This window comes from Verrucosispora sp. ts21 (genome assembly GCF_002879555.1).
GTDB classification, from domain to species: Bacteria; Actinomycetota; Actinomycetes; order Mycobacteriales; family Micromonosporaceae; genus Micromonospora; species Micromonospora gifhornensis.
The window spans coordinates 1-16495 of the sequence record NZ_PNOZ01000106.1; the positions used below are offsets into that span (position 1 = coordinate 1).

At 71.6% G+C, this 16495-nt stretch carries 15 protein-coding genes; 8 read left to right on the forward strand and 7 right to left on the reverse strand.

Features of this window, described 5'->3' with window-relative positions:
* The first annotated feature begins 319 nt into the window (after positions 1-319).
* Together C1A38_RS28095 and C1A38_RS28100 are read left to right on the forward strand one after the other, a co-directional pair.
* On the forward strand, positions 320-1666 hold the full coding sequence (locus C1A38_RS28095) for an aspartate aminotransferase family protein (RefSeq protein ID WP_102660716.1): 1347 nt from the start codon (positions 320-322) through the stop codon (positions 1664-1666).
* Positions 1667-1749: 83 nt separating this feature from the next.
* On the forward strand, positions 1750-3126 hold the full coding sequence (locus C1A38_RS28100; RefSeq protein WP_102660717.1) for an NAD(P)/FAD-dependent oxidoreductase: 1377 nt from the start codon (positions 1750-1752) through the stop codon (positions 3124-3126).
* Positions 3127-3172: 46 nt separating this feature from the next.
* Here C1A38_RS28100 and C1A38_RS28105 read toward each other — a convergent pair whose 3' ends face one another.
* Positions 3173-3556 carry a DUF3499 domain-containing protein gene (locus tag C1A38_RS28105; RefSeq protein WP_102660718.1) on the reverse strand — a complete coding sequence of 128 codons (384 nt, stop codon included), beginning with the start codon at positions 3554-3556 and terminating at the stop codon, positions 3173-3175.
* Between the two features lie 150 nt (positions 3557-3706).
* Here C1A38_RS28105 and C1A38_RS28110 point away from each other — a divergent pair, with 150 nt between their 5' ends.
* A complete protein-coding gene (locus C1A38_RS28110; RefSeq protein WP_043719749.1) occupies positions 3707-4156 on the forward strand; it encodes a metallopeptidase family protein in 450 nt (149 codons plus the stop codon).
* A 94-nt stretch (positions 4157-4250) separates the two neighbouring features.
* Here the strand turns inward: C1A38_RS28110 and C1A38_RS28115 are convergent, their stop codons facing one another.
* Positions 4251-4508, reverse strand: coding sequence for a WhiB family transcriptional regulator (locus C1A38_RS28115; protein ID WP_013731688.1), 258 nt, complete (start codon positions 4506-4508; stop codon positions 4251-4253).
* 653 nt (positions 4509-5161) lie between these two features.
* Between C1A38_RS28115 and C1A38_RS31235 the strand changes: the two genes are divergently transcribed.
* Complete coding sequence (locus C1A38_RS31235) at positions 5162-5377, forward strand: hypothetical protein (protein ID WP_158244951.1); 216 nt, start codon at positions 5162-5164, stop codon at positions 5375-5377.
* A 13-nt stretch (positions 5378-5390) separates the two neighbouring features.
* Here the strand turns inward: C1A38_RS31235 and C1A38_RS28125 are convergent, their stop codons facing one another.
* Complete coding sequence (locus C1A38_RS28125; RefSeq protein ID WP_102660719.1) at positions 5391-7949, reverse strand: bifunctional FO biosynthesis protein CofGH; 2559 nt, start codon at positions 7947-7949, stop codon at positions 5391-5393.
* Between the two features lie 69 nt (positions 7950-8018).
* Positions 8019-9227, reverse strand: coding sequence for a hypothetical protein (locus C1A38_RS28130; protein ID WP_102660720.1), 1209 nt, complete (start codon positions 9225-9227; stop codon positions 8019-8021).
* 98 nt (positions 9228-9325) lie between these two features.
* On the opposite strand from C1A38_RS28130, the gene C1A38_RS28135 reads away from it, so the two are divergent.
* Both C1A38_RS28135 and C1A38_RS28140 read left to right on the forward strand, forming a co-directional pair.
* Positions 9326-10396 (forward strand): 2-phospho-L-lactate transferase CofD family protein, encoded by a 1071-nt coding sequence (locus C1A38_RS28135; RefSeq protein WP_102660721.1) that lies wholly within the window; start codon positions 9326-9328, stop codon positions 10394-10396.
* Positions 10393-11481, forward strand: a complete 1089-nt coding sequence (locus C1A38_RS28140) for a coenzyme F420-0:L-glutamate ligase (RefSeq protein WP_102660722.1) — start codon at positions 10393-10395, stop codon at positions 11479-11481. The genes C1A38_RS28135 and C1A38_RS28140 overlap by 4 nt, the downstream gene beginning before the upstream one ends.
* Before the next feature lie 61 nt (positions 11482-11542).
* On the opposite strand, the gene C1A38_RS28145 is transcribed toward C1A38_RS28140, so the two are convergent.
* Positions 11543-12523, reverse strand: coding sequence for an ArsR/SmtB family transcription factor (locus tag C1A38_RS28145; RefSeq protein ID WP_102660723.1), 981 nt, complete (start codon positions 12521-12523; stop codon positions 11543-11545).
* Positions 12524-12806: 283 nt separating this feature from the next.
* Between C1A38_RS28145 and C1A38_RS28150 the strand changes: the two genes are divergently transcribed.
* Positions 12807-13421: an NUDIX hydrolase gene (locus C1A38_RS28150; protein WP_102660724.1), complete on the forward strand. Its 615-nt coding sequence runs from the start codon at positions 12807-12809 to the stop codon at positions 13419-13421.
* Here C1A38_RS28150 and C1A38_RS28155 read toward each other — a convergent pair.
* Positions 13390-14481, reverse strand: a complete 1092-nt coding sequence (locus tag C1A38_RS28155; protein ID WP_102660725.1) for a mannose-1-phosphate guanylyltransferase — start codon at positions 14479-14481, stop codon at positions 13390-13392. The genes C1A38_RS28150 and C1A38_RS28155 overlap by 32 nt on opposite strands.
* Positions 14482-14554: 73 nt before the next feature.
* Positions 14555-15700: a glycosyltransferase family 4 protein gene (locus tag C1A38_RS28160; RefSeq protein WP_013731677.1), complete on the reverse strand. Its 1146-nt coding sequence runs from the start codon at positions 15698-15700 to the stop codon at positions 14555-14557.
* A gap of 152 nt (positions 15701-15852) precedes the next feature.
* Between C1A38_RS28160 and C1A38_RS28165 the strand changes: the two genes are divergently transcribed.
* On the forward strand, positions 15853-16495 hold a 643-nt coding region (locus C1A38_RS28165), incomplete at its 3' end, for a TIGR03089 family protein (protein WP_102660726.1).

Below are 16495 nucleotides of genomic sequence, written 5' to 3' on the forward strand. Positions count from 1 at the left end.
CCCCACCCCCCCTCCCATGCCCTTTGCTCTGCTTCAACCCACGCAGCGACTTTCGCGCAGAAGCAGTGCGTCAGTTGAAGCAGAGCAAAGGGGGCCAGGAGCAACCTCCCACCCGGCCCGGCCCCACCAGCGGTCCCGGAGCCGACATGCGTCACACTCGAATACGGATTCCGTTGCCTGCAAGGTCCGGACTTGCTGAATCCGTCGCCATGGGCCGCTTGGTCAACCGATTGCACTTGCCATTCGTCGCTTGACTGTGGGATAACCGTGGGCAGAGCGGCCGGTGACCCCTGACCGGCCCGAGACCGATGGGGCTGACATGGCCAACGCCACCGACCACCTCTGGATGCACTTCACCCGGATGGCGAGCTACTCCGCGGGCGAGGTGCCGACCATCGTGCGCGGCGAAGGAGCGTACGTCTGGGACGCGCAGGGTCGCCGCTACCTGGACGGGCTCGCCGGGCTCTTCGTCGTCAACGCCGGCCACGGGCGCACCGAGTTGGCGGAGGCCGCCGCCAAGCAGGCCGGCGAGCTTGCCTACTTCCCGCTCTGGTCGTACGCGCACCCGACCGCGGTCGAGCTGGCCGAACGGATCTCCAGCCTCACCCCCGGCGACCTGAACCGGGTCTTCTTCACCACCGGCGGTTCCGAGGCGGTGGAGGCGGCGTGGAAGCTGGCCCGGGCGTACTTCAAGCGGGTCGGTAAGCCCACCAAGCACAAGGTGGTCAGCCGGTACATCGCCTACCACGGCACCTCGATGGGCGCCCTGTCGATCACCGGCCTGCCCGGCATCAAGACGGACTTCGAGCCGCTGGTCCCGGGCGGCATCAAGGTGCCGAACACCAACTTCTACCGGGCACCGGAGCACGGCGACGACCCGGTGGCGTTCGGCCGCTGGGCCGCCGACGAGATCGGCCGCGCCATCGAGCGGGAGGGGCCGGACACGGTCGCGGCGGTCTTCCTGGAGCCGGTGCAGAACTCCGGCGGCTGCTTCCCGCCGCCGCCCGGCTACTTCGAGCGGGTCCGCGAGATCTGCGACGCGTACGACGTGTTGCTGGTCAGCGACGAGGTGATCTGCTCGTGGGGGCGGCTCGGCGAGTACTTCGGCGCGGTCCGCTACGGCTACCAGCCCGACATCATCACCACCGCCAAGGGCATCACCTCGGGGTACGCCCCACTCGGCGCGATGATCGCCAGCGACCGGCTGATGGAGCCGTTCCTGACCGAGACCGGCATGTTCGCCCACGGGGTGACCTTCGGCGGTCACCCGGTCTCCTGCGCGGTGGCCCTGGCCAACCTGGAGGTCTTCGCCCGTGAGGACCTCGTCGGGCACGTACGGGCCAACGAGGGCGCGTTCCGGTCGACCCTGGAGAAGCTGCACGACCTGCCGATCGTCGGCGACGTGCGGGGCGACGGCTACTTCTACGGCATCGAGCTGGTCAAGAACAAGGAGACCCGGGAGACCTTCGACGAGGCCGAGTCGGAGCGGCTGCTGCGCGGCTTCCTCTCCACCGCACTCTTCGACGCCGGGCTCTACTGCCGGGCCGACGACCGGGGTGACCCGGTGGTGCAGCTCGCTCCGCCGCTGATCGCCGGGCAGCAGCAGTTCGACGAGATCGAGCAGATCCTGCGCACCGTGCTCACCGAGGCCTGGTCCCGCCTCTGACACAAGCCGGGCCGCGCCAGCGTCCATCCTGGTCGGGCCGGCCTGTCACAGGTCCGGTCCGACCAGCAGCGTCGGGAGTCGCCGTGTCCTACCACGACCTGTCGTACTGGCTGTCCACTGTCGACGAGCCGCTGACTCCGCGTCCGACGCTGGGCGGTGACGCAGACGCCGACGTGGTGATCGTCGGTGCCGGTTACACCGGGCTCTGGACGGCGTACTACCTGGCGCAGGCCGACCCGACGCTGCGCATCGTGGTGCTGGAGCGTCAGGTGGCCGGGTTCGGCGCGTCCGGGCGCAACGGCGGCTGGTGTTCCGCCCTGCTGCCCACCTCGCTGACCGGGCTGGCCCGTCGACACGGCCGGGACGCCGCGATCGCCATGCAGCACGCCATGCACGACACGGTGCGCGAGGTCGGCCGGGTGGTCGCGGCCGAGGGCATCGACTGCCATTGGGCGTACGCCGGCACCGTCGTGCTCGCCCGCAGCGCACCGCAACTCCAGCGGGCCCGCGCGACGGTCCTGGAGGCTCGGGAGTTCGGTTTCGGCGCCGAGGATCTCGCCCTGCTCGGTCCCGACGAGGCCGAGGCCCGGTGCGCCGCCGAGGGGGTACGGGGTGGCACGTACACCCCGCACTGCGCGACCGTGCACCCGGCCCGGCTGGTCCGCGGGCTGGCCCGGGCGGTCGAGCGACGAGGGGTGATCATCCACGAACGGACCCCGGTCACCCAGATCCGTCGGGGCGCGGCGGTGACCCCGCACGGGACGGTACGCGCGCCGGTGGTGGTGCGGGCGACCGAGGGGTACACCCCGGGGCTGCCCGGGCAGCGGCGGGCCATCGCTCCGGTCTACTCGCTGATGCTCGCCACCGAGCCGCTCCCGCCGGCCACCTGGGCCCACATCGGCCTGGTCGAACGGGAGACGTTCACGGATCTCCGACACGTCATCATCTACGGCCAACGCACCGCCGACGGTCGGCTCGCCTTCGGCGGGCGGGGTGCCCCGTACCATTTCGGCTCGCGGGTGCGGGCCGCGTACGACCGGGAGCCGCGGGTCTTCGCGGCGCTGCGTCGCACGCTCACCGAACTCTTCCCAGTGCTGGGCGCCGACGTGCCCGTGTCACACACCTGGGGTGGGCCGCTCGGGGTGACCCGGGACTGGACCGCCTCGGTCGGCTACCACCCGAGCGAAGGGCTGGCCTGGGCCGGCGGGTACGTGGGCGACGGTGTCGGCACCAGCAACCTGGCCGGACGCACCCTGGCCGACCTGATCCGGGGTGCGCAGACCGCGCTGACCGCGCTGCCCTGGGTCAACCACCGTTCTCCGCGCTGGGAGCCGGAGCCGCTGCGCTGGCTGGCCGTCAACGCCGGCCTACGGGTCATGTACTCCGCCGACGACGCCGAAAGTCGCACCGGCCGCCCTTCCCGCCGAGCCGAGACCTTCTCCCGCCTGCTCGACAGCTGAGCCCTTCCGTCCCCACCTCTGGCACCGGGCGGGACGCCGGCGCGGGTCAGTGGGACGGGGGGATCACGCGGAGGTGGCCGCGGCGGGAGGTCGAAGAGCCGGGGGGCGTGCTCGCCTGGGCGTTGGATTTCTGGTCGTCCTGGGGCGGACGGGGGGCGGGGCGGGCGGCCTCACGTACCGCCTCGGCGAGGGCGACCAGGTCGTCGGTGGTGGGCGGCGGGGGCTCGAACTCGCCCTCGTGCCGGACCACCTCCCAACCCCGGGGGGCGGTGAGGCTGCGGGCGTGCGGCTCGCAGAGGTCGTACGTGTGCGGTTCGGCGAAGGCCGCCAGTGGGCCGACCACGGCTGTCGACTCGTTGTAGACATAGGTCAGCGTGGCGACTGCTTGCCGGGGGCAGCCGTTGCGGGAGCAGCGCCGTGGTGACCTCACGGGCGCAGGGTATCTCCATTACCGGGTCCGGCGCACCGCTTCGCGTTACGACACGCCCGTCTTGGTGATCACATTTCCTACACGAGGGTCCGACGCGCCACGTGCCGACGCAGCTGTGACCTGCCCCGGGCGGAGGCTACCCTTTGGCTCATGACGAGCCCGGAGAGCCGCCGCCCCGGCGGCAGCCGGCGCGGCCACCGCGACCGGCATGGCCGTGGCCTGCGCGGACGGCTCGTGCCGGCCACCGTGCCGCTGGCGCGCACCAAGGCGGAGATCTTCGACGACCTGGTGCTGGACACCGTCGAGACGCTGGAGCGCCGGTTCGCCAAGGAGCTGGCCGGCGTGGAGTTCGCGGTGGAGGACGTCCCGCCGGAGCTCAACGTCTACGACTCCGACGTGCTGGAGGACGGCGAGGTCCCGCTGGCCCGGTTGCTGCCGGGTCGGCCCGGCCGCCAGGAGGTGCCGCCCCGGATCGTGTTGTACCGCCGACCGCTGGAGTTCCGGGCGATGGACCGGGAAGACCTGGCCGACCTGGTACACGACGTGATCATCGAGCAGGTGGCGAACCTGCTCGGCGTCGACCCGGACGAGCTGGCCTGACCCTCGGGTCCGAACGACTGTCGCGGCCCCCACCGCGACACGCCGTCCCAGCCCGGGCGGGGCGGTCCCCCACCGCCCCCACCCCGACGACGAATCAGGCGGCGCGCCGCTTGAGCTTGCGACGCTCCCGTTCGGAGAGCCCGCCCCAGATCCCGAACCGCTCGTCGTGTCCGAGAGCGTATTCGAGGCACTCCGTCTTGACCTCACACCGCGAGCAGATCCGCTTCGCCTCGCGGGTCGAGCCGCCCTTCTCGGGAAAGAACGCCTCCGGGTCGGTCTGCGAGCACAACGCCCGCTCCTGCCACTCCGGCGCGTTTCCGAGCAGGTCGGCCGCCTCGAGTTGGCCGTCCATCAATTGCCTCCTTGTCGCGCACCGGCGTCATCGCCGCTGCAACCCCCCACGCGAAAGGCGTGTTTGTCCGTCCGGCCCCTTTTTGTTGCGTTCCGTGCGAACAACCCCATTCAAATTACACGCGTGTAATGCGTGCGCCGTCAAGCCAAACTTGATAATGGAGTCGCCCTCCCGACACGCCCCCGGACTGCCGTCCGGACCACCCGGTCTCGCCCTGCCCTATCGATTCAGACCCCGGCCGAGTAACGCCCCTCCCGGCGAGTTGCGCGAGTTTTCTCCCGTGGCGCTCGTTCCGCGGCCAGCCCCGTCGGGCCGCGCGCAAGCGCTTCCGGCAGTCTCCCCGGCAAACCTTTGATCTTGACCCGCAAGGTTATCCCGACTTCGCCGCCCCTGCCCGTCGGCCACAAACGCGACGGCCGCACCTCGTCCACATTGTGGACTGGGCGCGGCCGTCGGCGGAGCGATCAGAGTCAGTCAGCGGGTGGAGAATCCCTGGTGGGCCAGACGAACTCGGCCACACCGCCACCGGCCACGGTGACCGTACCGGCCGACCGCATTTCGTCCTACCATACGGTATACAGACCAGCACAAAGGTCCGGATACACTGCACTGTGGAATGTCCCGTCCCGGACCGGGCGTTCCCGCACCGCAGCATGGGTACGCGGTCCACCGTCCTCACCCAGCGGGCTGATCTCGATTTCCCGGCCGAGCAGTTGACGCCCGGTGTAAATGATCAAAGCGCCGGTGTCGCCACCCAGATCGAGCAGGACTGTTCCGCTGCCTCTTTGAACAACGGGTTACCCAGTCGGGAAACCTGGGTGAACGGGCCGGTGCTGGTGTCGGCATCGACAGGTACGGCCGGCGACTGACGAAGGTTCGACGTCAGGCTTGAACATGACCGTACGCAGTCGTACGCCTACGCGCCGGCCGTCCCGCTGCCGCCGCGATCGCCCGCAACTGCTCCTCGGTACGCGCCGACCCGTTGCCCGAGCCCGCCATCCGGGAGATGGTCTCCTCCATCAACGTGCCGCCCAGGTCGTTGCAGCCACTGCGCAGCAACTCCGCGCTGCCCTCGTCGCCGAGCTTGACCCAGGAGCACTGGATGCTGTGGATGCGGCCGTGCAGCAGCACCCGCGCCATCGCGTGCACCGCCCGGTTGTCCCGCCAGGTCGGCCCCGGCCGGGCGATGCCGGCGAGGTAGATCGGCGCGTTGGTGTGCACGAACGGCAGCGCCACGAACTCGGTGAACCCACCCGTACGATCCTGGATCCCGGCCAGCACCCGGAAATGCGTAAGCCACTGGCCCGGATGATCCACGTGTCCGTACATCATCGTGGAGCTGGACCGGATGCCCAGCTCGTGGGCGGTGCTGACCACCTCGACCCAGGCGGCGGTCGGCAGTTTGCCCTTGGTCAGCACCCAGCGCACCTCGTCGTCGAGGATCTCCGCGGCGGTGCCCGGAATGGTGTCCAGCCCGGCTTCGCGCAGTCCGCTGAGCCATTCGCGTACCGACACGCCGGCCTTGGCGGCGGCGGTGGCGATCTCCATCGGCGAGAAGGCGTGCACGTGCAACTGCGGCACCCGCGCCTTGATCGCGCGGATCAGGTCGGCGTAGCCGGTCACCGGCAGCTTCGGATCGATGCCGCCCTGGAGGCAGACCTCGCTGGCACCGGCCTGCCACGCCTCCTCGGCCCGGTCGGCGACCTGCTCCACCGACAGCCGGTACGCGTCAGCGTCGCGCTCACGCTGGGCGAACGCGCAGAAGCGGCACCCCACGTAGCAGACGTTCGTGAAGTTGATGTTGCGGTTGACGACGTAGGTGATGTCGTCCCCCACCGCGTCGCGGCGCAGGTCGTCGGCGGTACGGCAGAGTTCGTCAAGCGCTTCGCCGTCGGCGGCGAACAACGCAAGTGCCGCGTCGGCGTGCCGGGGCTCCAGCAGCGCCGCCGGATCCTGTGCGGCCAGCCGCAGCCCGGCGCGCAGGTCGGCGTCGCCGACGCCCGCGGTCACCGACCGGCCGGCTGTGGCTGCCGGGCCGTCCGCAGCGGCCCGGGTCGGGGGTACGACAGCCTTGGCGGCCACCTCCGACCAGTCGCCGTAGACGTGGTCGAAGTCGCCCCGCCGGTCGGCGGTACGCCCCGTGGTGTCGATGGTGACGTGCAGATCGGTACGCCCGCCGTACGCCTCGTCGGGCTCCTGCCACGGCCGACCCACCGGCCGGGCCGACTCCACAGCCAGCCCGGTCGCCGGATCGGCCAACGCACCGACGTGCGGCAGCAGCCGCGGATCCAGCCACGGGTCGCCGGCCCGCACGTACTCCGGGTAGATGGTCAGCCGCTCCCGCAACGTGAACCCGGCCCCGGCGGTACGCGCCGCCAACTCGTCGAGCTGCGGCCAGGGGCGCTCCGGGTTGACGTGATCCGGGGTCACCGGGGAGACCCCGCCCCAGTCGTCGATGCCGGCCCGCAGCAGCAGGTCGTACTCGCCGGCGATCAGGTTGGGCGGAGCCTGGATGCGGGCCTTCGGCCCGAGCAGCACCCGGGCCACCGCCACCGTCGCGGCGAGATCGTGCAGCTCCGCGTCGGGCATCGACCGCATGGCGGTGTCCGGCTTGGCGCGGAAGTTCTGCACGATCACCTCCTGGAGGTGGCCGTACTCCCGGTGCGCCCGACGGATCGCGAAGATCGCCTCCACCCGCTCGGCGAGGGTCTCACCGATGCCGATCAGGATGCCGGTGGTGAACGGGACACCGACCCGGCCGGCGTCGTCGAGCACCCGCAGCCGTACCGCCGGCTCCTTGTCCGGTGAGCCGTAGTGCGGGCCACCCGGCTCCGACCAGAGCCGGGTCGCGGTGGTCTCCAGCATCATGCCCATGCTCGGCGCGACCGGCTTGAGCCGCTGCAACTCCGACCAGGAGAGCACGCCCGGGTTCAGGTGCGGCAGCAGGCCGGTCTCCTCCAGCACCGCCACCGCACAGGCCCGCAGGTAGTCCAGGGTCGACTCGTAGCCCCGCTCGTCCAGCCACTGCCGGGCCGCCGGCCAGCGCTCCTCCGGCCGGTCGCCCAGCGTGAACAGCGCCTCCTTGCACCCCTGCGCGGCACCCGCCCGGGCGATCTCCAACACCTCGTCGCGGTCGAGGAACGCGGCCGGCAACCGGTGCGGCACGGTGGCGAAGGTGCAGTAGTGGCAGCGGTCCCGGCACAGCCGGGTCAGCGGGATGAAGACCTTCTTGGAGTACGTCACCACACCCGGCCGACCGGCGTCACGCAGACCGGCGTCGCGGATCGCCCCGGCGATGTCGAGCAACTCGTCAAGCGCCGCGCCGCGCGCGGTCAGCAGTGTCGACGCCTCCTCGACGTCGAGCGCCCGCCCGGCCGCAGCCCGGCGCAACGCCCGGCGCACGCCGGCCTCGTTCGACACGGGCCCGCTCCCGTCAACCATCCGCTCAGCCTATTCGCTGCGGCCCGTCCCATTGCGCTGGCGTGGGCAACCACACCGTGGCGTCACACGTCAGGTCGACTGCCCGCCCAGATCGATGCGCCGGGTACGGTCCTCGTCACCGTCCGGTCGGGGCAGCGCCTGGGTCGGCTCCGCGCCCGGACGCGCGATGGCCTCGGTCGGATCGCCGCTGGAGGTGGCCTCGCTCGGACGCGCGATGGCCTGGGTCGGCTCGGCGCCCGGACGGGTGATGGCCTCGGTCGGCTCGGCGTTCTGGCGCGCGATGGTCTGGGTGGCATCGGTCGACGCGGGCTGACCGAACGGCGGCGCGGAGGGCTGCGACGCGGACGGTGGCGACTGCGGGGGGACGGCCGGCTGACCGTGCGGCGGCCAGGTGTGCGGGGACGCGGACGACTCCGGCGAAGACGGTGCCTGCCCGGCCATCGGCCACCCGGCACCGGAGCCGGTTTCCTGACCCGCACCGGTGCTGCTCGGCTGGTCACCAGCAGACCACCCGCCGCTCGACCATCCCCCGGCCGGATAACCGGACTGCCCGCCCTCACCGGAACCCGACTGACCCGGATATCCGGACTGGCCGACCCCACCGGGGCCCGGCTGACCCGCATATCCGGACTGGCCGGGAGCAGGCTGACCCGGATATCCGGACTGGCCGGCCCCGCCGGGACCGGGCTGGCCCGGGTACCAGGGCTGACCGGGAGCACCGCCGGGCTGGCCCGGGTTGCCCGGCCAGCCGGACTGCGGGGTGCCGTACATGCCGGGCTCGGCCTTGGGCCGGGGCACGTGGTAGAGCCGCCGCCAGATGCTCCACACCACGTACGCCGCCACCCCGAACAGCGCCACCCAGGCGGCCCGGGTGAGCATGCCGGTGAGGGCGTCGAAGATCTGCGCCTCGGCCAGCCGACCGACCGTCCAGATCAACAGGGTCAGCCCGCCGAGCACGGCACTTACCGCGTACTCCACGAGCGCGACCTGCGTGATCAACTTGGCTCTCGGTACCGCCGGGGCGATGTGCGTGGCCAGCAGCACGGCCAGCACCGGCAGCACGACCGCCTCAAGCCCGATGAAGGCGAAGAAGGCACTGCCCGCACGGCCGGTCACCGTGCTGTAGGCGCCCTGGGGGGTGACCAGCCGGATCAGACCGACGAAGAGGAACACGGCGTTCGCGGCGAGGAGCACGAGGGCGGCGAGTTCCCGCAGCGGCCCGGTCACCTGAGCGGCCGGCGTCGGGGTGTGGGGCGGGGGCTCGGCGGGGCTGGTCACGAACTCTCCCTGGGGGCGAAAGCGGACAGATGCCGACGTGAGCCTAGTCTCCCGGGGCGACTTCCCGCCGCAGGCGTCAGGTAGGCGAGGATGGTCGGATGCGCATCGTGGTTCTGACCGGGGGAATCGGCGGAGCCCGCTTCCTGCTCGGGGTGCGGGCCTACGCCCGGGAGGTGGGCGCGGAGGTTACCGCCGTGGTCAACGTCGGCGACGACCTACGCCTGCACGGGCTACGCGTCTGCCCGGATCTGGACAGCGTCATGTACACCCTGGGCGGGGGTGCCGACCCGGAGCGGGGCTGGGGCCGCACCGGGGAGAGCTGGACAGTCAAGGACGAGTTGGCCGCGTACGGTGCCGAGCCGAGCTGGTTCGGGCTGGGCGACAAGGACCTCGCCACCCACCTGGTTCGCACCCAGATGCTGGACGCGGGCTACCCCCTGCACGAGGTGACCGAGGCGTTGGCGACCCGCTGGCAGCCCGGCATCCGCCTGCTCCCGGCCACCAACGACCGCCTCGAAACCCACGCCATCGTGAGCGCGAGGAGTGAGCTTGCGAGCCCCGCAGTCGCGAACAGAACCAGCACCGTGAGCGCGAGGAGTGAGCTTGCGAGGAGTGAGCTTGCGAGCCCCGCAGCCGCGAGCGACGCCGATGGTGTCGGGTTCGGCGGTACTCAGCAGGCGATCCACTTCCAGGAGTGGTGGGTGCGGCATCGGGCGCAGTTGCCGACTCACCGGTTCGTCTTCGTCGGGGCGGATGCGGCGAAGCCGGCTCCCGGCGTGACCGAGGCGATCGCCGAGGCGGACGTGGTGCTGATCGCGCCGAGCAATCCGGTGGTCAGCATCACCCCGATCCTGGCCGTGGCGGGTCTGCGGGACGCGGTGGCGAACGGGCCGGCGCCGGTGGTGGGTGTGTCGCCGATCATCGGTGGCGCGCCGGTGCGGGGCATGGCGGACCGGTGCCTGGCGGTGGTCGGTGTGGAGTGCAGCGCGGCCGGTGTCGGCCAGTTGTACGGCGCGCGGTCGGCCGGTGGTCTGCTCGACGGCTGGCTGGTGGCGGAGGAGGATGCGCAGGCGCTGGTACCGCAGGTGTCTGTGCGTGCGGCACCGTTGCGGATGACCGACGAGGCGGCGACGGTGGCGATGGTCCGCGCCGCGGTGGGGATGGCATGAAACTGGAGATCCTGCCGGTGCCCGGCATCGGCCACGTGACTGAGGGCGACGACCTGGCCGCACTGATCGCGACGGCTGCGCCCTGGCTGCGCGACGGCGACGTGCTCGTGGTGACCAGCAAGATCGTGTCCAAGGCGGAGGGCCGGTTGGTGGACGTACCGGCCGACGGCCCGGAACGGCAGGCCGCTCGGGACGAGATTCTCGCCGCCGAGACCGCCCGGGTGGTGGCCACCCGGGGTGCGACCCGGATCGTGCAGACCCGGCACGGCTTCGTGATGGCCTCGGCCGGCATCGACGCCTCAAACGTCGACAAGACGCGGCTGGTCCTGCTTCCCGAGGACCCGGACGCCTCGGCCCGCGCGCTGCGCGCCGGCCTGCGCGACCGGTACGGCGTGGAGGTGGCCGTCATCATCAGCGACACCATGGGGCGGCCCTGGCGCAACGGGCTGACCGACGTGGCTCTCGGCGTGGCCGGGATGAGCGCCATCCGCGATCACCGGGGTGAGGTCGACCCCTACGGCAACGAGTTGGTGCTGACGCAGATGGCGGTGGCCGACGAGTTGGCCGGGGCCGGCGAACTGATCAAGGGCAAGTGCGACCAGATGCCGGTGGCGGTGATCCGCGGCTACCTGAACGCGACGCCGCCCGATGACGGCGAGGGAGCCCGGGCCCTGGTCCGGGACGCCTCGATGGACCTGTTCGCACTCGGTACCGCCGAGGCGACGGCTGCCGGGCTGGCCGCTGCCGCCACCATCGCCGACCGCCCCGGTGACACCGCCCCCGATCCGGTGGCGGTGGATCGGGCGATCGCCGCGGTGGCCGACGTGGTCACCCCCGGCACGGTCTTCACCCAGGTCACCGACAGCGACGTACGCAGTGGTCTGGTCGCCACCGTGGCCGGTTGGCCGGCCGAGGCGACCGCCCTGGTGCTCTGTTCCCCACCCACTCCGGTCGGCCCGGTGCAACTGGTCCGTTTCGGTGCCGACGTGCAGCGCCTGCGCACCGCCCTCGCGGCGCACGGCGTCCCCTCCCAACTCCTCCCACCGCCCGCCCACACCACAGCCGTCGCCGCCCTGGCCCTCTGATCCACGAGGTCGACCGCACGTGGTCGATCGTCGCGAGGCGCAGTCCCGCCGCCGAACGTGGTCAGGTGTTCAGGATGGCGCGGCCCAGGGGGGTGAGGGTGTGCAGGACGGTGTTGCGGTCGCGGTGACTGACCAGCAGACCGGCATTGCGCAGGACGGTGGTGTGCTGGCTGACGGCGGCCGGTGAGATGTACAGCCGGCGAGCCAGTTCACCGGTGCTGCAGCCTTCGTCACTGGCGGCGAGCACCGCCGCGCGGGTCCGTCCGAGCAGTGCGGCCAACGCCGCGTTGGCTTTCTCCGGCTTGCCCGACGCCAGGCCACCCAGCCGGTCCACCGGGTAGACAAGCACCGGCGGCAGTTCCGGATCGAGCAACGCGACAGGCGTGTCCGCGCAGAAGAACGACGGCACCAGCAGCAGGCCGCGTCCTTCCAGGTGCAACTCGCGGCTGTTCGGATAACCGGGGATTTCGAGGATGCCCGAGTCCCACCGCACTCCCGGCCGCAGACCGGTCAGCAGCCCTTTGACGCCACCGTCGAGCAGGGTCCGCGCCCGCCGGGCCCGGTCGGCCTCCACCGCCGCCTGGACGTGCGTCCAGTACGGCCCGAGGGCCAACTCACGGTAGCGGCCCATCGCGGTCGTCAGCTGTTCCAGGGCACCCGGCTCGCCCCGCGCCAGCGCGCCGGCGTCGGCGGGCAGGCTTCGGGTGTTGGCCACCAGGGTGAGGTCACGGTGCAGCAGCGACACCGGGGTACGCCGGACGGCCTCCATCCCCGCCTCGAACCCGTCCACGCTCTCGTACGGGGTGAGGAAGTCCGGAAAATATCCGCGTGGCGGATTCAGCGCCAGCAACAGCCGCAGGCCGTCGACGTTCTCCTCGCGGTACAGATCACGCAGGACGTCGCGACGCCACCCGGACAGCAACGGGTCGCCGGTACGTTTGGGCAGCAGGTGCAGACTCAGCACCGCTTCCCAGACCGGATTCGCCGCCGGAGCCACCCTGGTCCGGAGGATGTCCTCGCCGGAGAAGTGGATCTTCAGCATGGAGTGTCTCCCCATCGCCTGGTTAGGGACGCCTGGCGACCTGCCGAACTTTACCTGGAGCGTGTCCGACAAGGGATGTTAAGGCTGGGCTAAAAGACCTCGACGCGCTCCGATCGAGTACGCCATAGTTCCCCATGTCGCACGGGTGCGGCGTTCCTCGGACGTGCCGCAGGCACGACCGAGGTGGGGGAAGGGTTGAACGGGCGGCGCCAGACGAGGGTCTGCGGCGGATATATTCCGCAGGGGTGCCGCCCGTTCGCCAACCCCGTGAAGGAAGGGCTCGATGTCAACGCCTCCAGTACTGGCCGGGCCCTCGCTACAGCACGATGACAGCTGGGCGGCGTTGCACGCCGACGCCCTGGCGGTGCTCACCGACTGGGAGCCGACCTCCGCGGAGGCCGCGACGGCCCGCGATCGTACGCTCGACCTGCTGGCGGTCGGCACGATCGCGATGAGCCGGACGCACCGGGCCGGTCACGTCACCGCGAGCGCCCTGGTCTTCGACTCGACCGGCACCGAGGTGCTGCTCTGCCTGCACGGCAAGCTGAGCATGTGGGTGCAGCTCGGCGGGCACTGCGAGCCGGGCGACCGGACCCTGGCCGGGGTCGCGTTGCGCGAGGCCACCGAGGAGTCCGGCATCGACGGCCTGTGGATGGACCCGCTGCCGATCGACGTGGACGTGCACTCGGTCGCCTGCCAGGGCGGATCACTGCACTACGACGTACGTTTCGCCATTTTCGCCCCGCCGGCGGCGGTGGCGCAGGTCAGCGCGGAGTCCGAGGCCCTCGGCTGGTTCCCGCCGGACCAGCTGCCACATCCGCTGGCCGGCGGGACGGCCCGGCTGGTCGCACCGGGCCGGGCCGCGTTCAGACGAGCTTGTCCTCGCCCCGCTCCTTGAGTTCGTCCACGATCGCCTTGACGTCCTGGGCGCGGTCACGCGGGCAGACCAGCAGCGCGTCGGAGGTGTCGACCACGATCAGGTCGCGCACCCCGACAGTGGCCACCAGCCGGCCGGACTGCGGCACCACCACCATGCCGCTGCTGTCGCGCAGCAGCACCTCGGCCTTGTCGTCCATCCCGAGCACCACGTTGCCGTCGGCGTCGGCCGGCAGCACCTCGCCGAGGGTGTGGAAGTCGCCCACGTCGTTCCACCGGAAGTCACCCGGTACGGTCGCCACCCGGCCCGCGCTGGCCGCGCCCTCCATCACCGCGTAGTCGACGGAGATCTTCGGCAACGTGGGCCACACCGCGCCGAGGACGTCGTCCTGCTCGTCGCTGCCCCAGGCCGCCGCGATGCTTGTCACCCCGGCGTGCAGGGCGGGCTGCTGTCGGGCCAGTTCGGCGAGGAACGCCGACACCCGCCAGACGAACATGCCGGCGTTCCACAGGTAACGGCCCGAACGGACGTACGCCTCGGCCACCTCGGCGTTCGGCTTCTCCTTGAACTCGGTGACCGGTCGCATCGGACCATCACCGACCGGGTCGCCGGTCTGCAGGTAGCCGTAACCGGTCTCCGGCCGGGTCGGCGTGATCCCGACGGTCATCAACAGCCCCTGCTCGGCGCCCCGGATCGCCGCCTGCACGGTCTGCACCCAGCTCTGCGGGTCACCGATCAGGTGGTCGGCGGCGAACGAGCCCATGACCGCGTCCGGATCCCGTACGGCGATCACCGCCGCGGCCAGCGCGATGGCCGCGCAGGAGTCCCGGGGTGAGGGCTCGACCAGGATGTTCTCCTCCGGTAGCCCGGTCAGCTGGCGGGCCACGGCCGCGGCGTGGGCCGCGCCGGTGACCACCATGGTCTGCTCCGGTGTGGTCAGCGGCGCCGCCCGCTGCACCGTCGCCTGGAGCAGCGAAGCGGACGTACCGGTGAACGGATGGAGAAACTTGGGATGGCCGGCCCGGGACAGCGGCCACAACCTTGTGCCACTGCCACCCGCCGGAATGACGACATAGATCACCAGGACATCATGCCCGAACCGCCCCGAGTGGGCCTCCGGGTTGGCGACCGAGTGGGCCTCGGGGTTGGCGACTTCAGGGCCGGGCCCGGGACCAGGCGGCGATGTGCACCTCGGCGCTGGACTCCCAGGTGAACTCCTTCGCCCGGTCGAAGCCGGCCTTGGCCAGCGACAGGCGACGGGGCTCGTCGTCGAGCAGGGCCGCCAGGTCGGTGGCGATCTGATCCGGGTCCTCGCTGGTGTACGCCACCGCGTCGCCCCCGACCTCGGGCAACGACAGCCGGGGCGTGGTGAGCACCGGGGCGGCGCACGCCATCGCCTCCAGAATCGGCAACCCGAAACCCTCGCCGTACGACGGGTAGGCGGCCACCAGGGCACCGCCGAGGAAGCCGGGCAGGTCGGCGTAGCGCAGGTAGCCGGGACGCAGCAGCCGCAGGTGCGACGGCACCTCCGCCACCGCGCGGTCGATGTCGTCGTCGTGCCCCTGACCCCCGGCGACCACCAGGGCCGGCGGGTCCTGCCGGTCGGCCACCGCCCGAGCCCAGCCCCGGATCAGGTTCGGTACGTTCTTGCGCGGCTCCTTGGCACCGAGGAACGCGACGTAACTGCTGCTGCCGAGGCCGAGCCGGGCACGCACCCGAGCCTTCTCCTCGTCGCCGGGGGCGTGGAAGGCGGAGGGATCGACGCCGTGGTACGCCACGTCGATGCGGGTCGGGTCGGCGTCCAGCAGCCGGATCAACTCGTCCCGGGTGGCCTTGCTGGGCACGATCACCCGGTCGGCGCGGCGCAGCGAGGTCTTGATCGCACTCCGGAAGAACGTCCGGCGGGACTTGTCGTAGTGCTCCGGCTCGGTGAAGAAGGTCGCGTCGTGCACGGTGACGGTGACCGGACAACCAGCCCGCAACGGACAGGTGTAGAAGGGCGCGTGCAGCACCTCCGCGCCGACCTGCTGGGCCAGCAGTGGCAGGCCGGTCTGCTCCCAGGCGAGTCGGGCGGGGCGGTGCGCGACAGCGGCCGGAGCAGGGACGATCTCCGCGCCGGGCAGCATCCTGCGATAGCGCTCCAGGTCGGTGCGGAGACTGACGACGACCAGATCCACCGCCGACCCGCACACCTTGCCGAGGGCGCCGAGCAGGCCATCGACGTATCTACCGACGCCGCCACGGTCGGCGGGGACACTCGTGGCGTCGATGAGCACGCGGGGCGGGCGGCCGGCGGTCACGGGGCGACTCCTTGCGATGGCGGGACTGTGGGGAACAACACTTTCGGGCAAGCCTACGCCGGAGCCGGGTACGGACGCTGACTGCGACCCGACCGTACGCCGACTTGTCGTTGCCATCGAGTACGGCCGCCGGCCGCGTATCGTTCGCGTCGATGGCCGACAACATTGCCCGGGTGTTCGCCGACGCGATCGCGACCGACCCGAACCGACCCCTGCTGACCTGGTACGACGACGCCACCGGCGAGCGCACCGAGCTTTCCGGCGCGACGCTGGCGAACTGGGTGGCCAAGACGGCCAACCTGCTCACCGACGAGCTGGCGCTGGGACCGGGTGGCACCGCCGCCGTACTGCTTCCGCCGCACTGGCAGACCGCCGCCGTACTCCTGGGTTGCTGGGCGGCCGGGCTGACCGTGGCCGAGCAGCCGGGTGACGTGGACGTGCTCTTCGCCGCCGCGGACCGGGTCGCCGAGGCGGACACCTGGTCGGCCGACGAGCAGTACGCCCTTGCGCTGCACCCCTTCGCGCTGCCGCTGCGGGAGGTACCGGCCGGCTTCGCCGACTACGTCACCGAGGTACGGGTGCACGGCGACCACTTCGGCGCGTACCCGCCCGGCGGCCCGACGCACACCGCGCTCATCGACAAGGCGAGAGCACGCGCCACCGAGTTGGGCATCTCCCCGGCCGACCGGGTGCTGATCGACGTGGACCGCCACCCGGACCCCCTCGACTGGCTACTGGCCCCCCTGACCGCCAACGCCACACTGGTCCTCTGCGCCCACCCCGACCCCACCCTCC

Bases quoted from the DNA above. Each gene is read 5' to 3' on its own strand.
- C1A38_RS28150 (WP_102660724.1), top strand. From the start codon at position 12,807: ATGTCAACGCCTCCAGTACTGGCCGGGCCCTCGCTACAGCACGATGAC.
- C1A38_RS31235 (WP_158244951.1), top strand. From the start codon at position 5,162: ATGGGTACGCGGTCCACCGTCCTCACCCAGCGGGCTGATCTCGATTTC.
- C1A38_RS28145 (WP_102660723.1), bottom strand. From the start codon at position 12,523: ATGCTGAAGATCCACTTCTCCGGCGAGGACATCCTCCGGACCAGGGTG.
- C1A38_RS28125 (WP_102660719.1), bottom strand. From the start codon at position 7,949: ATGGTTGACGGGAGCGGGCCCGTGTCGAACGAGGCCGGCGTGCGCCGG.
- C1A38_RS28115 (WP_013731688.1), bottom strand. From the start codon at position 4,508: ATGGACGGCCAACTCGAGGCGGCCGACCTGCTCGGAAACGCGCCGGAG.
- C1A38_RS28135 (WP_102660721.1), top strand. From the start codon at position 9,326: ATGCGCATCGTGGTTCTGACCGGGGGAATCGGCGGAGCCCGCTTCCTG.
- C1A38_RS28140 (WP_102660722.1), top strand. From the start codon at position 10,393: ATGAAACTGGAGATCCTGCCGGTGCCCGGCATCGGCCACGTGACTGAG.
- C1A38_RS28095 (WP_102660716.1), top strand. From the start codon at position 320: ATGGCCAACGCCACCGACCACCTCTGGATGCACTTCACCCGGATGGCG.
- C1A38_RS28110 (WP_043719749.1), top strand. From the start codon at position 3,707: ATGACGAGCCCGGAGAGCCGCCGCCCCGGCGGCAGCCGGCGCGGCCAC.